This window comes from Streptomyces sp. NPDC007084 (assembly GCF_040703595.1).
Classification (GTDB): domain Bacteria; phylum Actinomycetota; class Actinomycetes; order Streptomycetales; family Streptomycetaceae; genus Streptomyces.
This window is the reverse complement of record NZ_JBEYFY010000011.1, coordinates 70,061-86,269: the sequence shown is the minus strand read 5'-3', so window position 1 is coordinate 86,269 and position 16,209 is coordinate 70,061. Positions and strand designations below refer to the sequence as shown.

Here is a 16,209-nt window from a genome sequence, read left to right as displayed (position 1 = left end):
TTCGCGCTCAGGCCCGTACGCGGGCCAGGGCGAAGCCGTCGTAGCCCTTGCTGCCCACCGTCTGGACGGCGGTGCCGTCCAGCTTCGGGTGCGAGGCGATGAGTTCGAGCGCCGCCCGGGTGCCCCGCACGCTCGGGTCGGTGCTGTCGGCGTCGGCGACCGCGCCGCCGCGCACGACGTTGTCGACGACGATGACGCTGCCGGGCCGGGTGAGCCGGACCGCCCACTCCACGTAGTGCGGGTTGTTCACCTTGTCCGCGTCGATGAAGACGAAGTCGAACGGCTCGGGGTCCTCCTCCGCCAGCTTCCGCAGCGACTCCAGGGCGGGGCCGACCCGCACCTCGGCCAGTGTGCCGAGGCCGGCCCGGGCGAGGTTGCCGCGGGCCACCTCGGCGTGCCGGGGCTCGTACTCCAGGGTGATCAGCCGGCCGTCGGCGGGCAGGGCGCGGCCCAGCCAGATCGTGCTGTAGCCGCCGAGGGTGCCGATCTCGAGGATGCGGCGGGCGCCCTGGATCTCGGCGAGCAGCCGGAGCAGCTTGCCCTGGTTCGGCGCGACGTTGATCGGGGGCAGTCCGGCCGCCTCGCTGTCGCGCAGCGCGGCGGACAGCGGTTCGTCGGCGGGGGCCAGCAGGGTGGTGAAGTGGTGGTCGACGTCGTTCCAGACCTGCGACTCGCTCATGCACCGGGCCTTTCGTATGCCTAGTTAGATGCGCTAAGTACTTCAGGAGAAACCTAGTCGCCCGCGCTGGTGGCGGCCAGCGGGTTTCCGGGGCCGTGAAATCCCTGCCCGGACGCCCGGACGCCCGGACGCCCGGACGCCCGGACGCCCGGGCCTGGCGGTCGGCGAGGTGTCAGTTCGGCTTGGTGTCGGTTCGGCTTGGTGTCAGTGGCGGGCCGGCGCGGGCTCCACCGCGGGGGCGGAACCCGGCAGCGGGCGGCCCGCCGACTCCGTCATGAACCAGACCGCCACACCGCCGACGACGGCCGCGGCCATCATGTAGTAGGCGGGCATCATCATGTTCCCGGTCGCGCCGATGAGGGCGGTGACCACGAGCGGGGTGGTACCGCCGAAGAGCGAGACGGAGATGTTGAAGCCGATGGACAGCGAGCCGTAGCGGACCCGGGTCGGGAAGAGCGCCGGGAGCGCGGCCGGCATCGCGGCGGTGAAGCAGACCAGCAGCAGGCCGAGGGCGCCCATGCCGAGGCCGATCGCGGCCAGGCCGCCCTGGCGGATCAGCAGCATCGCGGGGACGGACAGGGCGAGGAAGCCGGCGCAGCCCGCGGCGATCACCGGGCGGCGGCCGATCCGGTCGGTCAGCGCGCCGGCGAAGGGCTGCACGATCATCATCAGCGCCATCACCGCGAGGACGACGAGCAGACCGTGCGTCTCGTCGTACTTCAGCTCGCTGGTCAGATAGCTCGGCATGTACGACAGCAGCATGTAGTCGGTGACGTTGAAGACCAGGACCAGGCCCATGCACAGCAGCAGGGTGCGCCACTGGCCGGTGATCATCTCGCGCAGCGGCACCTTCGGGCGGTCGGTCTCGGCCTTCTCCAGCTCGGCGGCGAACGCCGGGGTCTCCTCCAGGCGCATCCGCAGGTAGAGGCCGATGATGCCCATCGGGCCGGCGATCAGGAACGGGACGCGCCAGCCCCAGGAGAGCAGGTCGTCCGTGGAGAGCAGCGCGGTCATCAGGGTCACCAGACCCGCGCCGCCGATGTATCCGGCGAGGGTGCCGAACTCCAGCCAGCTCCCGAAGAAGCCGCGCTTCTTGTCGGGCGCGTACTCGGCGATGAACGTCGAGGCGCCCGCGTACTCGCCGCCGGTGGAGAAGCCCTGCACCAGGCGGGCCGCGAGCAGCAGGACCGGGGCGCCGACGCCGATCGAGGCGTACGACGGGATCAGGCCGATCGCGAAGGTGCCCGCCGCCATCATGATCATCGTGAGGGCGAGGACCTTCTGGCGGCCGATGCGGTCGCCGAGCGGGCCGAAGACCAGGCCGCCGAGCGGGCGGACCAGGAAGGCCGCGGCGAAGGCGCCGAAGGTCGACAGGAGCTGGGCGGTCGGGTTGCCGGAGGGGAAGAAGACCTTGCCCAGGGTCACCGCGATGTAGCTGTAGACACCGAAGTCGAACCACTCCATCGCGTTGCCGAGCGCCGCCGCCTTCACAGCGCGCTTGACCAGCGCGGGATCGGTGACGGTGACCTCTGGGGACGCCGGGCGGCCGGGGGCGGGGACGGATGTCGCGGGGGCTGCGGGCGCTACGGGGGTCGCGGTGGGCAAGGGCCTTCCTTCCGCCGGGGACAGGGACGCGGCCCGCCCGGAGGCGGAACCGAGGCCCGCCCGGAGGCAGGCCGAAAAGCGACCTTAGGGGCACTCGTCCGGATCACGTGGCGTGCGGGGATCGTCGCCGAGAGTGCGTAAAGGTGACGTACGCAGGCAGGACGGGTCGCGCCGTGAGGGCCGCCGGGCGCCCCGTCTGTGACGTTTGTCGCGACCCCGGGACGGAACCGGCGGGTGCGCGGACTATCGTCATTCGGACAAAAGGAAGTGGAAGGGAAGGGGGGTATCGGGTGAAGCGGGGGTTTCCCGTGTCTCTCGACGGGGCGGTGTGGGGCCCATAGGGTCCTGATAAGGAATGACGTAACGGACACGCGGGACACAAGGGGAAATCGGGGCGGGAGGGTCGACGGGGCGTGGCGAACGTGGAGCACGGCGGACCAGCGGGAAATGCCTTCGCGGCAGGAGCGCGGACGGCGAGACCCCGGCTGCGCGCGCTCCGCGCCGGACTGTGGATGCTGGCCGCCCTGCTCGCCGCACGACAGGTCACCGCCGTCCTCGGCGCCCCCGAGGCGGAACGGCTGACGGTCCTGGAGACCTGGGTCGGCCCGCACGGCGTGCTGCACGTCAACGGCTCGCTGTACGACTCGACGCGGTTCACCGGGACCCCTTTCGGGGGACTTGTGCTCAAGCCGCTCACCCGCGCGGCCGAACAGGCGCTCGGCTGGGGCTGGACCTTCGGCACCCTCCTGCTGGTCGTCGCCCTCGGCCTGGTCGCGGCCCGCGCCCTGCCGCAGCCCGTCAGCCGCCGTACGTCCCTGCTCGCCGCGCCCGTCGCCGTCAGCCTGCTGATGCTGTCCCTGCCGGTGCGCAACGCCCTCCACCTCGGCCAGACCAGCATCATCCCGGTCCTGCTCGTCCTCCTCGGCTGCTTCACCGTGCGCGGGGAGCGGGCGAGCGGGGTGCTGATCGGGCTCGCGGCGGCCCTCCAGCCCACCGTGCTGCTCTTCACCCCGCTGCTCTGGTTCACCGGCCGCCGCCGCGCCGCCGCCTCCACCGGGGCCACCTTCGCCGCCCTCACCGCCCTCGCCTGGGCCGCGATGCCCCACGACTCAGGCACCTACTGGCTGCGCCACCCGGCGGGCGTCGGGCTCGGCGGGGCGGCCGACGACCTCGCCAACCAGTCCCTGCACGGCGCGCTGCTGCGCCTCGGACTCACCGGCCCGCTGGAGATCGGCCTCTTCCTGGCCCTCGGCGCGGCCGTCGCCGTCCTCGGACTGCGCCGCGCGGTTTTCTACGCCCGCGACGGGCAGCTCCTGCTCGCCGTCGCCCTCACCGGCTGTGTCGCCGTCGCCGTCTCGCCCACCACCTGGCAGCACCAACTGCTGTGGGTGCTGCTCGCGGTCGTCGGACGGGTGGGGAAGAAGACCTCGGACCGCTACATGTGGCCCGTCGCCGTCGTCCTCGTCATGACCCTGCCCGGCACGATGATGCTGCCGAACATGCCGGCCCTCTACCCGGTGCGCGACAACGTGGTGCTGATCGCCGCGCTGGCCGCCGCCACCCTCGTACCGTTCCTGTCCCGCACCCGCGAGCACTACCGGGCGCCCGTCCCCACCGACTACGCGGCGCCGGTGCCCGCCCGGTGGAAGCGGGTGCCGCTGCTGCCCGTCCCCGGCCGCGTCCTCACCCGCCCGAACCTGCTGCTCGAACTCCTCCTGATCCGCGTCGGCTACTCCGCCTACCAGCAGGTCCGGCTCGCCGCGACCGGCGGCACCAACGCGGGCGGCCGGGCCACCGCCGAGCACCACGGCGACCAGATCCTCGCCGTCGAGCGGTTCCTCCGCCTCGACATCGAGCACTGGGTCAACCACGCGGTGTTCAAGATCGGCTTCCTGCGCGAGTTCTTCGACTTCTACTACGAGTCGTTCCACTTCTTCGTGCCGCTGGCCGTCCTCGCCGTGCTCTACGTCCGCCGCCCCGCCGACTACCGGTGGGCCCGCTCCGCCCTCGGCTTCGCCACCCTGCTCGCCCTCGTCGGCTTCTGGCTCTACCCGCTCGCCCCGCCCCGCCTGATGCCGGGCCTCGGAATCATCGACACCGTGCACGGCGTGCAGGACTTCTCCAAGCCGGACTACGGCACGCTGACCGCCCTCACCAACCAGTACGCGGCGATGCCCTCGCTGCACTTCGGCTGGTCCCTGTGGTGCGGGCTCGTCATCGCGATCCTGGCGCCCAAGTGGTGGATGAAGGCGCTGGGCCTGCTGCACCCGCTGTTCACGGTCTCCGCGATCGTCGCGACCGGCAACCACTGGATCCTGGACGCCGTCGGCGGCGCCGCCGTGGTCGCCGCCGGCTTCGGGCTGACGTACCTCCTCCAGGGCCCGCGGGCCCTGGAGGAGGCGGAACGGGCCGGCGGGTGCCGGGAGATCGTCGGCCCGAGGGGGCGGGGTGTCTGTCACAGGTGACCGACCCGTCATCACGTGACCGGGCCCGCTACGCGTGGCTGACCCGGAGTTCCTTCACGCCGTTCAGCCAGGCCGAGCGCAGTCGGCGCGGGTCGCCGGTGAGGCGCAGGTTCGGCATCGCGTCGGCGATCGCGTTGAAGATCAGGTCGATCTCCAGGGTGGCCAGCGACTTGCCGAGGCAGAAGTGCGGGCCGCCGCCGCCGAACCCGAGGTGTGGGTTGGGGTCGCGGGTGATGTCGAAGGCCTCGGGGTTCTCGAAGACCTCGGGGTCGTGGTTGGCGGAGGAGTAGAAGAGGCCGACCCGGTCGCCCTCGGCGATCCGCTGCCCGCCCAGTTCGGTGTCCTGCGTGGCGGTGCGCTGGAAGGCCACGACCGGCGTCGCCCAGCGGACGATCTCCTCGGCCGTCGTCTTCGGCCGCTCCCGCTTGTAGAGGTCCCACTGTCCGGGGTGGGTCAGCAGGGCGTGCATCCCGTGCGTGATGGCGTTACGGGTGGTCTCGTTGCCGGCGACCGCCAGCAGCAGCACGAAGAAGCCGAACTCGTCGGAGCCGAGGTTCCCCTCGTCCTCCGCCGCCACCAGGGTGCTCACGATGTCCTTCGCCGGGCACCGCTTGCGCTCGGCGGCCATGTTCATCGCGTACGAGATGAGTTCGGTGGCCGAGTCCGCGCCGATCTCCTCGGTGATCGCGTACTCCGGATCGTCGTACGCCACCATCTTGTTGGACCAGTCGAAGATCTTGGCGCGGTCCTCCTGCGGGACGCCGATCAGCTCGGCTATCGCCTGGAGCGGCAGTTCGCAGGCGACCTGGGTGACGAAGTCGAAGCCGCCGCCCGGACCGGCCCCGGCGAGCGCGTCCGCGACGATCGAGCCGGCCCGGGCACGCAGCGCGTCCTCCAGCGAGCGGATGGCGCGCGGGGTGAACCCGCGCTGCACGATCTGCCGGACCCGGGTGTGCTCGGGCGGGTCCATGTTGAGCATGATGAGCCGCTGCACCTCGACCTGCTCGCGCTGGATGTGCTCGTTGAAGCGGATGACGGCCGTGTTGAGGTACGAGGAGAAGAGTTCGGGGTGCGTCGAGACGTACTTGACGTCCGCGTGCCGGGTGACGGCCCAGTAGCCGTCGTCCCCGAACCCCGCGACGCCGCTTCGCTGCGGCACCCAGTGGACCGGTTCGGCCCGGCGCAGTTCGGCGAACTCCGGCAGGGGCACGCGCTGGTGCAGGACGTCGGGGTCGGTGAAATCGAACCCGTCGGGCAGCGCTGGACAGGGCATCGGCAACTCCAGGTCTCGCGTCTCGCGCCCGCGGCGGTGAGGGGCGGGGGCACAGCGTTCTGACGGTCCATCAGAAGCAGGGAATCGCCGTGAACGTAGTAACGGGTTCTACAAGTGGCAAGGGGTGCGGGGCCCCCAATTGCGTGCGGGATCGGTGCAGATCACCACTTCGGGGGCTGCACGACCCTTGCGGCGCGGGGGCTCCGCTCAGCAAACTGCACGCAGAACTGGTACGCGTTCTAGTTCTGCGCGGTGGGTGGGCCGGGACGCCCCGCGCTGCGCGGGTGAGCTGGGCCTGACCCGCCGGGCAGGCCTGAGGAGAGGACGAGCCCCCATGGCCGCGGAACCCGTGATCGTCGAAGCCGTACGCACGCCGATCGGCAAGCGCGGTGGCGCGCTCGCCAACCTCCATCCCGCCTATCTCCTGGGCGAGACCTACCGTGAACTCCTCGGCCGCACCGGCATCCACGCCGACTGCGTCGAGCAGATCGTCGGCGGCACGGTGACCCACGCCGGCGAGCAGTCCATGAACCCCGCGCGCACCGCGTGGCTCGCCATGGGCCTGCCCTACGAGACGGCCGCGACCACCGTCGACTGCCAGTGCGGCTCCTCGCAGCAGGCCTCGCACATGACCGCCAACATGATCGCGGCCGGTGTCATCGACGTCGGCATCTCCTGCGGGGTCGAGGCGATGTCCCGGGTGCCGCTCGGGTCCGGCTCCAAGCACGGGCCGGGCAAGCCGTTCCCCGACGAGTGGAACGTCGATCTGCCCAACCAGTTCGAGGCCGCCGAGCGGATCGCCCGGCACCGCGGGCTGACCCGCGAGAACGTCGACTCGCTCGGGCTGATCTCCCAGGAGCGGGCCGCGATCGCCTGGGCGGAGGAGCGGTTCAAGCGGGAGACGTTCGCCGTGCAGGTGCCCACCACCGAGGAGGAACAGGCCGCCGGGCAGGGCATGTGGCGGCTCGTGGACCGGGACGAGGGGCTGCGCGACACCTCGATGGAGGCGCTGGCACGGCTGAAGCCGGTCATGCCGACCGCCGTGCACACGGCCGGGAACTCCTCCCAGATCTCCGACGGCGCGTCAGCGATCCTGTGGGCGTCCAAGCGGATGGCGCGGGCGCTGAAGCTGCGGCCCCGGGCGCGGATCGTGGCGCAGGCGCTGGTCGGGTCCGACCCGCACTTCCACCTCGACGGCCCGATCGACGCGACGCGGGCCGTGCTGGGGAAGGCGGGGATGTCGCTGAAGGACATCGACCTGGTCGAGATCAACGAGGCTTTCGCGTCAGTGGTGTTGAGCTGGACTCAGGTCTTCGAGCAGGACATGGAGAAGGTCAACGTGAACGGCGCTGGGATCGCCCTCGGCCATCCCGTCGGCGCGACCGGAGCGCGGCTCATCACGACGGCACTGCACGAACTGGAGCGCGCGGACAAGGAGTTCGCGCTGATCACGATGTGCGCGGGCGGCGGCCTGGCCACCGGCACGATCATCCAGCGGTTGTAGCGGCCCACCCCACGAACGCGGTGAACGCGGCGGGGCCGACGGTGAGAACCGGTCCCGCCGGGACCTTGGAGTCACGAACGGCCAGGGTGGTGTGGGGGGTTGCGGCGATTTCGAGGCACTGACCGCCTTGGTCGCTGCTGTAGGACGACTTGCTCCAGGTGAGGGTGCCGAGGGCTGCGCACTCGACGCATTCGCCGCCCTGGTCACTGCTGTAACTGGACTTACGCCACCGGATCTCGCTCGGGGTCGTGCCGGTCGCCATAGCGCTCCTCCATCACGTGCCGCATCAGCCGCGCCGAGTCCCTCAGGGAGAGGGCCGCAGCTTGGAGGTGATCGTAACGCAGCGAACAGTCCTTGACCGTTTCTGGATTGGCCGTCGGATACCCGCTGCCGTATGTCTCGGTGTAGAGGATTGCCGGGTCGCTGGCAAAACGGTAGAGGTCGAACGCGCCGGTGAGTCCCGCGTGTGAACCCGCAGAGAAGGGCAACACCTGGATGTTGATCCGCGGGTTGGCCTCGAAGCTCAACAGGTGGGCCAGTTGGCCTCGCATGATGTCCGGATCGCCGATCTCCAAGTTGAGCGCTGCTTCGCTGAGCACTGCCCAGAAAACGGGCGGTTCTTGTTTCTCGAAGATGCCCTGGCGAGACAGACGGACATCGGTGCGCTCGTCGAGGTTACTTTGGTCCACGGCGCCGAGCACGTTGCGGGCGTATGCCGGTGTCTGGAGCAGGCCGAGAACCATGTGGGTTTGAAATGAGCAGATTTCGATGGCCCGAGCCTCCAACTCCGCCACCTGTTGGAACCACGACGGAAGTTGGCTGCGCAGCACCAGCCCGACGAGCCGGGACAGTAACCCGCCCGTCCCCAGCGCCGCGTCCACCCTTTCGCTGAACTCCAGGGTGGGCAGCTTGCGGGCCGTCTCGATCTGGCCGACCAGCGAGCCGGTGTAGTTGATGATGTCGCCGAGCTGCTTCTGCGTCAGCCCCGCGGCCTCCCGGCAGCGGCGCAGCTCGAAGCCGTAGTAGTCGAGCGGCGAGGCGCCCGGGTCGAGGACGTTGATGTGGGTCATGGGCGGCGGCCCCTCTCGCGCACGCGGCCCACTGTGGGACCGGTTGCATCCGTTCCGTAGCCGAGAGTAGCGCTGGGTAGCCAGCCTGGAGGGGTGAACGAGTACTTTCCCCCTACGCTGCTGCTGGGTCCGCACCGCGCCCAGTACCGCCTGCGGCTCATCGCCGGTGACCACTCGGCGCGCCACATCCGGCGCATCGCCCGCTCCTACTTGCGCGAGTGGGACCGGGCCGACCTCAGCGACGCCGTCGAACTCGGCCTGACCGAGCTGATCGCCAACGTCGTACGCCATGTCCCGGACCGGCGCTGCGCCATCCTGCTGCTGCGGCAGGAGCGGGGGGTGCGGGTGGAGGTCGCGGACGGGAGCGAGCGACTGCCCGTACCGCGCACGGAGTTGTGCCCGGAGTCGGAGGGCGGCCGGGGCCTCATGCTGCTGGCCGCGGTGGCGGACTCCTGGGGGGTGACGCCGGGAGGTCCGGAGGGCGGCGGCGGCAAGACGGTGTGGTTCGTGTGCGGCGGCGACGGCTGACGGCTGCCCGGTCGGCGCGGGGCCCGTGAGACCGGGACGGCGCGGACCCCGTGACAGGGGGCGCGCCGGTGTCCGGGTACGCAGCAGGCGGTGACCCCCGGAGTGGGGGGCACCGCCTGCTGAGGGGGCTGGTCAGTACCAGCCGTTGGCCTGCCAGAAGTTCCACGCGCCCGCGGGGCTGCCGTAGCGCGAGTTCATGTAGTCCAGGCCCCACTTGATCTGGGTCTTGGGGTTGGTCTTCCAGTCGGAGCCGGCGGAGGCCATCTTCGAGCCGGGCAGGGCTTGAACCAGGCCGTAGGCGCCGGAGGACGAGTTGGTCGCGCTGGGGTTCCAGCCGCTCTCGTGCTCGACGATCTTGCTGAAGGCGTTGAACTGACCGGCGTCCGGGATCATCTTGTGCGCGATCGCCTTGGCGGAGGAGGCGCTGGTCGGCGCGGCGGCCTGGGCGGGAGCCGCGGCCAGGACCATGCCGGCGGTGGCGGCGGCCACGGCGGCACCGGCGAGGGCCTTCTTCGGGGACGAGACGGCGCGGCGGATGACGGAGACGGACACGGAGAACCTTTTTCTTCGGGGACAGGGCGGCCGCTCGTATGCCGGGCCACGTGAAGTGGCGGCGTACGTCGGCGCCGCGACCCGGGTGGGCCGTCGGCGCCTGGCGACTGCTCCAGAGAAACAGCCCCGACGGCTGTCCGCAATGACCCTTTTTACTAGTGGAGGTCGCATCCGCGATGAAAGTCCCTCGTGTGACCTGGGTCTCAAAGCCCAGGTGGGAGGGGGTTTCGATGCGCACATGTCACGAGGTGGGGCTACGAGGCCGCTTCGTACGTGACGTAGGTCCTGTGGGGCGCCTCACTCCGTGTCTGACGCAGGGTGCGCGGGGCCGCACGCGGTGTCGTCCGCCGGTGTGACCTGGGTCGCGGATCAGCGGGGTTCGAAGGTGACGGGGCTCTCGAAGGCGGCCCGGCGGGTGGCCCGGCGCAGCGCTTTGAGGAGGGTCGCGCCGAGCGTCAGGGTCAGCACGACGGTGACGGCGGCCCGGCCCAGGTCCCAGCCGAGCGAGGTGGCCCCGCAGTACGCGAGGAAACGCGCCAGGTTCGCGGGCAGGGCGGCCTGCGGGTCGAACGCCACGTTCGAGGCCAGCGCGTCCATGAAGGGCCAGCCGGACAGGTTCATGACCGTGCCGTACGCGAAGGCGGCGAGGAACCCGTACCCGGCGAGCATCAGCAGCTCCCCGCGCCCGCGCAGCCGGTCGGGCCCCGGCAGCAGCCCCGCGCCCATCGTGAACCACCCCATGGCGAGCATCTGGAACGGCATCCAGGGCCCCACCCCGCCGGTCAGCAGCGCGGAGGCGAACATCGTCACGGAGCCGAGCACGAACCCGAAGCCCGGTCCGAGCACCCGTCCGCTCAGCACCATCAGGAAGAACATCGGCTCGATGCCGGCCGTCCCCGCCCCGACCGGGCGCAGCGCGGCCCCGGTCGCGGCCAGCACGCCGAGCATGGCGACCGCCTTGGGGCCGAGCCCCGACTCGGAGATGGTCGCCGCGACGACCGCGACCAGCAGGACCAGCAGCCCCGCGAACAGCCAGGGCGCGTCCTGCGCGTGCGCGCCCACCCGCGAGCCCGGCCCGGCGAGCAGCGGCCAGCCGAACGCGCCCACCCCGGTCGCGCTGACCAGCGTCAGCGCGGCGACGGAGCGCGGGCCCAGGCAGACCGCCCTCGCCTGGGGCTGAGGCTGAGGCTGAGGCTGGGGTGCGGGATGCCGGGTGGCGGGTGTCTTCGTCGTGTCCGGGGTGCTCATGCGAGGGCCTTTTCGACCTGGGCGACAGTGAGCCAGGGCTCGGGGGCGAGGATCTTGGCGACCTGCGGGGCGAACGACGGTGACGCGACGACCACCTCGGCCGTCGGCCCGTCGGCCACCACCTCCCCGTCCGCCAGGATCACCACGCGATGCGCCAGGTCCGCCGCGAGTTCCACGTCGTGCGTGGCCAGCACGATCGCGTGCCCCTCGGCCGCGAGCGCCCGCAGCACCGTGACCAGCCGGGCCTTCGCCGCGTAGTCCAGGCCGCGGGTCGGCTCGTCGAGCAGCAGCAGCGGGGGCCGGGCCGTCAGGACGACCGCCAGCGCCAGGGCCAGCCGCTGCCCCTCCGACAGATCACGGGGATGGGTGTCGTCGCCGATGTCCGGCAGCAGCTCCGACACCAGCGCCCGGCAGGTCCCGGCCGCGGCCCCGGCGTCCTCGTCGGCCGCCGCGCACTCGGCGGCCACCGTGTCGGCGTACAGCAGATCCCTCGGTTCCTGCGGTACGAGTCCCACGCGGCGTACGAGGTCACGCGGTGCCGTGCGGTGCGGTACCGCGCCGCCGACCCGTACCGACCCGGCGGCCGGTTCGACCAGGCCGACCAGCGCCCCGAGCAGTGTCGACTTCCCGGCGCCGTTGCGCCCCATCAGCGCGATCGTCTCGCCGGGGCCCGCCGTGAGGTCCACCCGGCGCAGCGCCTCCACCCGCCCGCGCCGGACCGCCAGCGCCCGGACGACCGCCACCTCGGAAGGGGAGGCGGAGGGAGAGGGGGCCTGGGGAGCGGGGGTGTGTTTGCGCAGGAGGCGGGTGAGGAGGGGGCGGGCGGGGGCGGGCTTTCCGGCCGGGGCCGTCGGGCTCGTCAGGTTCGTCGGGGCCGGGAGTGGTGTGGTTCCCGGGGGCGGCGTGGTGTCCGTCGGCCGCGGAGAGACTTCGGTCGCCTCACGTGTCTCGGCGGTCGTCTCACGTGTCTCGGCGGTCGTCTCACGCGTCTCGGCGGTCGCCCGGCGCCTCTCGGTCAGGCGCTCGCGCAGGGGTGCCGCCTGGCGGCGGGCGTCGCGGACGGTCAGGGGGAGCGGGGTCCAGCCGGCCAGGCGGCCCAGCTCCACCACCGGCGGGCGGACCGGCGAGACGGCCATGATCTCCGCCGGTGTGCCCAGCCTCAGCGGGGCTCCGGGCGCGGGGAGCAGGGCGAGCCGGTCGGCGTACTGCACGACGCGTTCGAGGCGGTGCTCCGCCATCAGGACCGTGGTGCCGAGGTCGTGGACCAGGCGTTGCAGGACGGCCAGGACCTCTTCCGCGGCGGCGGGGTCCAGGGCCGAGGTCGGCTCGTCGAGGACCAGCACCCGGGGATGCGGGGTCAGCACCGAGCCGATCGCGACCCGCTGCCGCTGGCCGCCGGACAGGGTGGCGATCGGGCGGTCCCGGAGGTCGGTGAGGGAGAGCAGGTCGAGGGTCTCCTCGACGCGGCGCCGCATCACGGCCGGGGCGAGGCCGAGCGACTCCATGCCGTAGGCGAGTTCGTCCTCGACGGTGTCCGTCACGAAGTGGGACAGCGGGTCCTGGCCCACCGTGCCCACCACGTCGGCGAGTTCACGCGGCCGGTGCGTGCGGGTGTCCCGCCCGGCCACGGTGACCCGGCCGCGCAGCGTGCCGCCGGTGAAGTGCGGGACCAGCCCGCTCACCGCGCCCAGCACCGTCGACTTGCCCACCCCGGACGGGCCGACGAGCAGCACGAGTTCGCCCTCCGGGACCTCGAAGTCCACGCCCTGGACGGCGGGTCGGTCCGCGCCGGCGTAGGTCACGGAGACGTCCTCGAAGCGGATCATGAGGGCTCCTCGGGGGCGGGAGATCGCCGGGGGGTCGGGGCCGCGAAAGCCGGGAGCAGGCCCAGCAGCACCGCCGCCGCGGGGCCGAGGGGCAGGCCGGGTGCCACCAGGGGGACGACACCGGGGCGCAGCGCGGCGGGGTCGTCGGACGCGGCCAGGATCATCAGGGCCGCCACCGCCACGCCCGATCCGGCGACCAGCCAGGCCCGTACTCCCCAGGTGTCGGGCCGGTACCGGGTGCGCAGTGAGCGCCGGCCGCCGAGCCAGAGCCCGCCGAGCGCCGCGCCGACCCCGGCCAGCAGCAGCGGAAGGCCGTAGCCGCCGCCCTCGGCGGTCAGCAGTCCGTAGGTGCCCGCGCAGACGCCGAGCAGCCCGCCCAGGGTCAGCGCGCCGGTGGTCCGGCGGACGGCGGGCGGGACCTGGGCCGTCCGCCCGTAGCCGCGCGCGTCCATCGCCGCCGCCAGCGCGACAGAACGCTCCAACGCGCCCTCCAGGACCGGCAGTCCGACGTGCAGCAGGCCGCGCAGCCCCCGGTCGGGACGGCCCCGGAGCCGGCGCGCGGCCCGCAGCCGCTGGGCGTCGGCGATCAGATGCGGGGCGAAGGTCAGCGCCACGACCACCGCGACGCCCGCCTCGTACAGCGCCCCCGGCAGCGACTTGAGGAGCCGCGCCGGGTTCGCGAGCGCGTTCGCCGCGCCGACGCAGACCAGCAGAGTGGCCAGCTTCAGGCCGTCGTACAGCGCGAAGACCACGCCCTCGGCGGTGACCCGGCCGCCGACGCGGACGCCCTGCGCCCAGTGCGGCAGCGGGAGTTCGGGAAGCGTGACGATCACATGCGTGCCCGGGACGGGGGAGCCGAGGACCACGGCGAAGGCCAGCCGGATGAGCAGGACCGCCCCGGCGAGTTTCACGAAGGCGGTGTAGGAACGGGCCCAGGGGGCGTCGCCGCGGTGGGTGGCCACGACGTAGCCCGCGACCGCGATGAGCAGCGCGAGCAGGAGGGGGTTGGTGGTGCGGGAGGCCGCCGTGCCGAGGCCCAGCGCCCAGACCCACCAGGCGCCGGGATGCAGCGCGCCAGGCCGGGCCGACCAGGGCGGCCGGGCCGGGGAGTGGAGGCGGACGGTTCCGCCGTCCTCGGGGTTCCGGGCGCGTTCGGGCAGGCCGGGGTGCCCCGTCGGAAGGCCGGAGTGCCCCGCCGGAAGACGGACCCGGCCCGGGTCCGTGTCCTCTCGGGGTGCCTTCGGCCGTGCGCGATCGCCGGTGTCCATGGTCCTGGCTCAGCCCCTGCGGCGCCGGGCCTGCCAGACGCCCGCCGCGCCCAGCACCGCCACCGCCGCCACGCCCGCCCACAGGCCCACCGAAGGACCGTGACCGGCCGGTTCGGCGGCGCCGGGACGGGCCGGCGCGGACGGCTCGGACGACTCGGACCTTCGGGACGCCTCGGACGCCTCGGAGGCCGACACCGTGTCCCCGCAGCCCGTCCGCGGATAGCCGGAGATCGCGCACAGCAGGGCGTTCGTGTCGTAGCGCAGCGGCTTGGCGACCGCCGCCAGCGCCTCCGCCGTGGTCGCGTCGGGGGCGACCCGGGCGCAGGCGGTACGCGGGGCGGGCGGGCGCTCGCCGGACGGCGCGTCCGCCGCCGTACCGGGGTCGATGACCAGCGCCACGCGCTTGGTGCCCGGCCGGGCCGGGGTGCCCGCGCAGATCGCGGTGAACTTCCGTTCCCCGCGCGGCCGGACCGCGTTGCGGGAGTCCTCGCTCACCGCGAAGCGGAAGCCCTCGACATCGCCGTCGGAGGGCCGGGCGGTCGACGGGCCCTCGGTGGCGTACGTCCACTTTCCGCCGGTCAGCTCCCAGAAGGACCAGTAGCGGTAGCCGACCGCCCGCGCCTGTCCCGCGCCGCCGAGGACGAGGAACAGGAGGGCGAGGGCGAGGGCGAGCGCCAGGGCGGGGGCGGTCGTCCGGCGGACGGTCACGGCCGGCGGTTCTTGTTGCGGGCGCTGATCAGGAAGCCGATGCCGATGCCGGCGACCAGGCCGACGCCGACGATCCACCACACGCCGAGGCCGCCGCCGTCGTCCTTCTTCTCGTCGGCCTTCTTGTCGCTCCTGTCGCCCTTGTCACCCTTGTCGCTCGTGCCGGCCGCGGCGCCGGGCGCCGGGCCCGTCGCGTTCAGCTTCGCGACGAGGTCCTGGCCGCCGAAGTCGCGCGGGTCGGTGCCGGTGGCGTGCGCGGCGAAGACGAGCTGCGCGTACGCGGCGGGTCCGGACTTGGCGGCCCAGGCGGCGGAGTTCTTCTCCAGCCAGGCGAGCGGCTTCTTCGCCTCTTCCGTCGCGCCGTCGGCCGCGAGGGCGACGACCGCGTCCGCCGTGTTGCCATAGTCCGGCTGGTCCTCGGCTCCGGCGAGCGCGGACTTCAGGTACGGGGTCTTCGCCAGCGCCGTGGCCAGGTAGGCGGCGCCGTTGCCCGCCGCGGCCTTCGGGTCGGAGCCGGCGGCGGCGCAGTGCGTGTCCTCGTGCGCCGGGCCCGCCTTCGGGGCGAGACCCAGGCCGAGGCCGCCGAGCACACCGGCCGCGGTGGCGTCCGCGTTCGCCGCGAGCCGGCCCTTCTTGTCGGGCTGGTAGGCGAAGGCGCCGCCGTCCTTGGCCTCGCAGGGCAGCGACAGCTTCAGCAGGGCGTCGTAGGGGGTCTTGCCGCCCTTGGCGACGCTCTGCGGCTTCTCGCCGGCCGCGTGCAGCGCGCCGATCACGACGGACGTCGAGTTGGTGTCGCTGGGCCCGCCGGCCATGTAGCCCCAGCCGCCGTCCGCGTTCTGCGCCGACTTCAGCCAGGTCACGGCCCGGCCGGTGGCGTCGTCGTGGCCGCCGAGCGCGGCGAGCGCCTGGACGGCGGCGGCGGTGCTGTTGGTGTCGGTCTGCGTCTTGGCGTCGCAGTCGGCCGAGGCGTCCGCGCGGTAGGCGGCGAAACCGCCGTTCGCGCACTGCTGGCCGGCCAGCCAGTCCACGGCCTTCGCGGCGGGCCGCACCCCGACGGTGTCCTGCGCGAGCAGCGCGAGCGACTGCCGCCACACGCCGTCGTACGTCGGGTCGCCGGCGCCGTAGAGCCCGGAGGGGACCGCCGTCGACGGCGAGGGGGAGGAGTCCGCGGCGAGGGCGGCCGGTGCGAGCACCGCTCCGATCACGGTGGTGGCGGCCAGTACCGCGGCGGTGCGGCGAACGAACATGACTCTCCCTGCGGGGAGCCGGGCAGCACCGGACGCCGACAGGCATCCCGGGCGGCTCCGGCCCCGTATCCCTCGACGGTGCCTGCCGTCGGCGGACTGCCGAGGGCACGAGCCGGTCACATCCCGGGCGAGGCGATCCGGCTCACCGCCGAAGCGGCTCACGGTTGCGGGTCAGCGCCGGATTCGCACCGGCTTCTCCTCGTACGGGCGTGATGACGACGGGGTCACTCTACCGG

At 72.8% G+C, this 16,209-nt stretch carries 14 protein-coding genes and 1 riboswitch; of the genes, 3 read left to right on the top strand and 11 right to left on the bottom strand.

Annotated elements, in window-relative coordinates; genetic code table 11:
* Nucleotides 1-7 precede the first annotated feature (7 nt).
* Together AB0912_RS12735 and proP are read right to left on the bottom strand one after the other, a co-directional pair.
* Entirely contained in the window at nucleotides 8-679 is a 672-nt protein-coding gene (locus tag AB0912_RS12735) for an O-methyltransferase (RefSeq protein WP_366698673.1), read from the bottom strand.
* A 204-nt stretch (nucleotides 680-883) separates the two neighbouring features.
* On the bottom strand, nucleotides 884-2,284 hold the full coding sequence (gene proP / locus AB0912_RS12730) for a glycine betaine/L-proline transporter ProP (RefSeq protein WP_366698671.1): 1,401 nt from the start codon (nucleotides 2,282-2,284) through the stop codon (nucleotides 884-886).
* A 413-nt stretch (nucleotides 2,285-2,697) separates the two neighbouring features.
* On the opposite strand from proP, the gene AB0912_RS12725 reads away from it, so the two are divergent.
* Entirely contained in the window at nucleotides 2,698-4,749 is a 2,052-nt protein-coding gene (locus AB0912_RS12725; RefSeq protein WP_366698669.1) for a bifunctional glycosyltransferase 87/phosphatase PAP2 family protein, read from the top strand.
* A gap of 28 nt (nucleotides 4,750-4,777) precedes the next feature.
* Here AB0912_RS12725 and AB0912_RS12720 read toward each other — a convergent pair whose 3' ends face one another.
* Entirely contained in the window at nucleotides 4,778-6,022 is a 1,245-nt protein-coding gene (locus tag AB0912_RS12720) for a cytochrome P450 (protein WP_366698667.1), read from the bottom strand.
* A 334-nt stretch (nucleotides 6,023-6,356) separates the two neighbouring features.
* Here AB0912_RS12720 and AB0912_RS12715 point away from each other — a divergent pair, with 334 nt between their 5' ends.
* A complete protein-coding gene (locus AB0912_RS12715) occupies nucleotides 6,357-7,526 on the top strand; it encodes a steroid 3-ketoacyl-CoA thiolase (protein WP_366698665.1) in 1,170 nt (389 codons plus the stop codon).
* Here the strand turns inward: AB0912_RS12715 and AB0912_RS12710 are convergent.
* Together AB0912_RS12710 and AB0912_RS12705 are read right to left on the bottom strand one after the other, a co-directional pair.
* On the bottom strand, nucleotides 7,510-7,788 hold the full coding sequence (locus AB0912_RS12710; RefSeq protein ID WP_366698663.1) for a DUF397 domain-containing protein: 279 nt from the start codon (nucleotides 7,786-7,788) through the stop codon (nucleotides 7,510-7,512). The two genes, AB0912_RS12715 and AB0912_RS12710, sit on opposite strands and share 17 nt — an antisense overlap.
* A complete protein-coding gene (locus tag AB0912_RS12705; RefSeq protein ID WP_366698661.1) occupies nucleotides 7,748-8,596 on the bottom strand; it encodes a helix-turn-helix transcriptional regulator in 849 nt (282 codons plus the stop codon). Before AB0912_RS12705 ends, AB0912_RS12710 begins: the two co-directional genes overlap by 41 nt.
* Before the next feature lie 93 nt (nucleotides 8,597-8,689).
* Here AB0912_RS12705 and AB0912_RS12700 point away from each other — a divergent pair, with 93 nt between their 5' ends.
* Nucleotides 8,690-9,124 carry an ATP-binding protein gene (locus tag AB0912_RS12700; protein WP_366698659.1) on the top strand — a complete coding sequence of 145 codons (435 nt, stop codon included), beginning with the start codon at nucleotides 8,690-8,692 and terminating at the stop codon, nucleotides 9,122-9,124.
* 132 nt (nucleotides 9,125-9,256) lie between these two features.
* Here AB0912_RS12700 and AB0912_RS12695 read toward each other — a convergent pair whose 3' ends face one another.
* The 6 genes from AB0912_RS12695 to AB0912_RS12670 form a co-directional block, all read right to left on the bottom strand.
* Nucleotides 9,257-9,676, bottom strand: coding sequence for a transglycosylase SLT domain-containing protein (locus tag AB0912_RS12695; protein WP_366698657.1), 420 nt, complete (start codon nucleotides 9,674-9,676; stop codon nucleotides 9,257-9,259).
* 369 nt (nucleotides 9,677-10,045) lie between these two features.
* Nucleotides 10,046-10,924: an ECF transporter S component gene (locus tag AB0912_RS12690; RefSeq protein ID WP_366698655.1), complete on the bottom strand. Its 879-nt coding sequence runs from the start codon at nucleotides 10,922-10,924 to the stop codon at nucleotides 10,046-10,048.
* A complete protein-coding gene (locus tag AB0912_RS12685) occupies nucleotides 10,921-12,750 on the bottom strand; it encodes an ATP-binding cassette domain-containing protein (RefSeq protein WP_366698653.1) in 1,830 nt (609 codons plus the stop codon). Before AB0912_RS12685 ends, AB0912_RS12690 begins: the two co-directional genes overlap by 4 nt.
* A complete protein-coding gene (locus tag AB0912_RS12680) occupies nucleotides 12,747-14,018 on the bottom strand; it encodes a CbiQ family ECF transporter T component (protein WP_366698651.1) in 1,272 nt (423 codons plus the stop codon). The genes AB0912_RS12685 and AB0912_RS12680 overlap by 4 nt, the downstream gene beginning before the upstream one ends.
* A 9-nt stretch (nucleotides 14,019-14,027) precedes the next feature.
* Nucleotides 14,028-14,726, bottom strand: a complete 699-nt coding sequence (locus AB0912_RS12675) for an SCO2322 family protein (protein ID WP_366698649.1) — start codon at nucleotides 14,724-14,726, stop codon at nucleotides 14,028-14,030.
* Nucleotides 14,723-15,973, bottom strand: coding sequence for a prenyltransferase/squalene oxidase repeat-containing protein (locus AB0912_RS12670; protein WP_366698647.1), 1,251 nt, complete (start codon nucleotides 15,971-15,973; stop codon nucleotides 14,723-14,725). Before AB0912_RS12670 ends, AB0912_RS12675 begins: the two co-directional genes overlap by 4 nt.
* 134 nt (nucleotides 15,974-16,107) lie before the next feature.
* Nucleotides 16,108-16,171: riboswitch (cobalamin riboswitch) on the bottom strand.
* Nucleotides 16,172-16,209 lie beyond the last annotated feature (38 nt).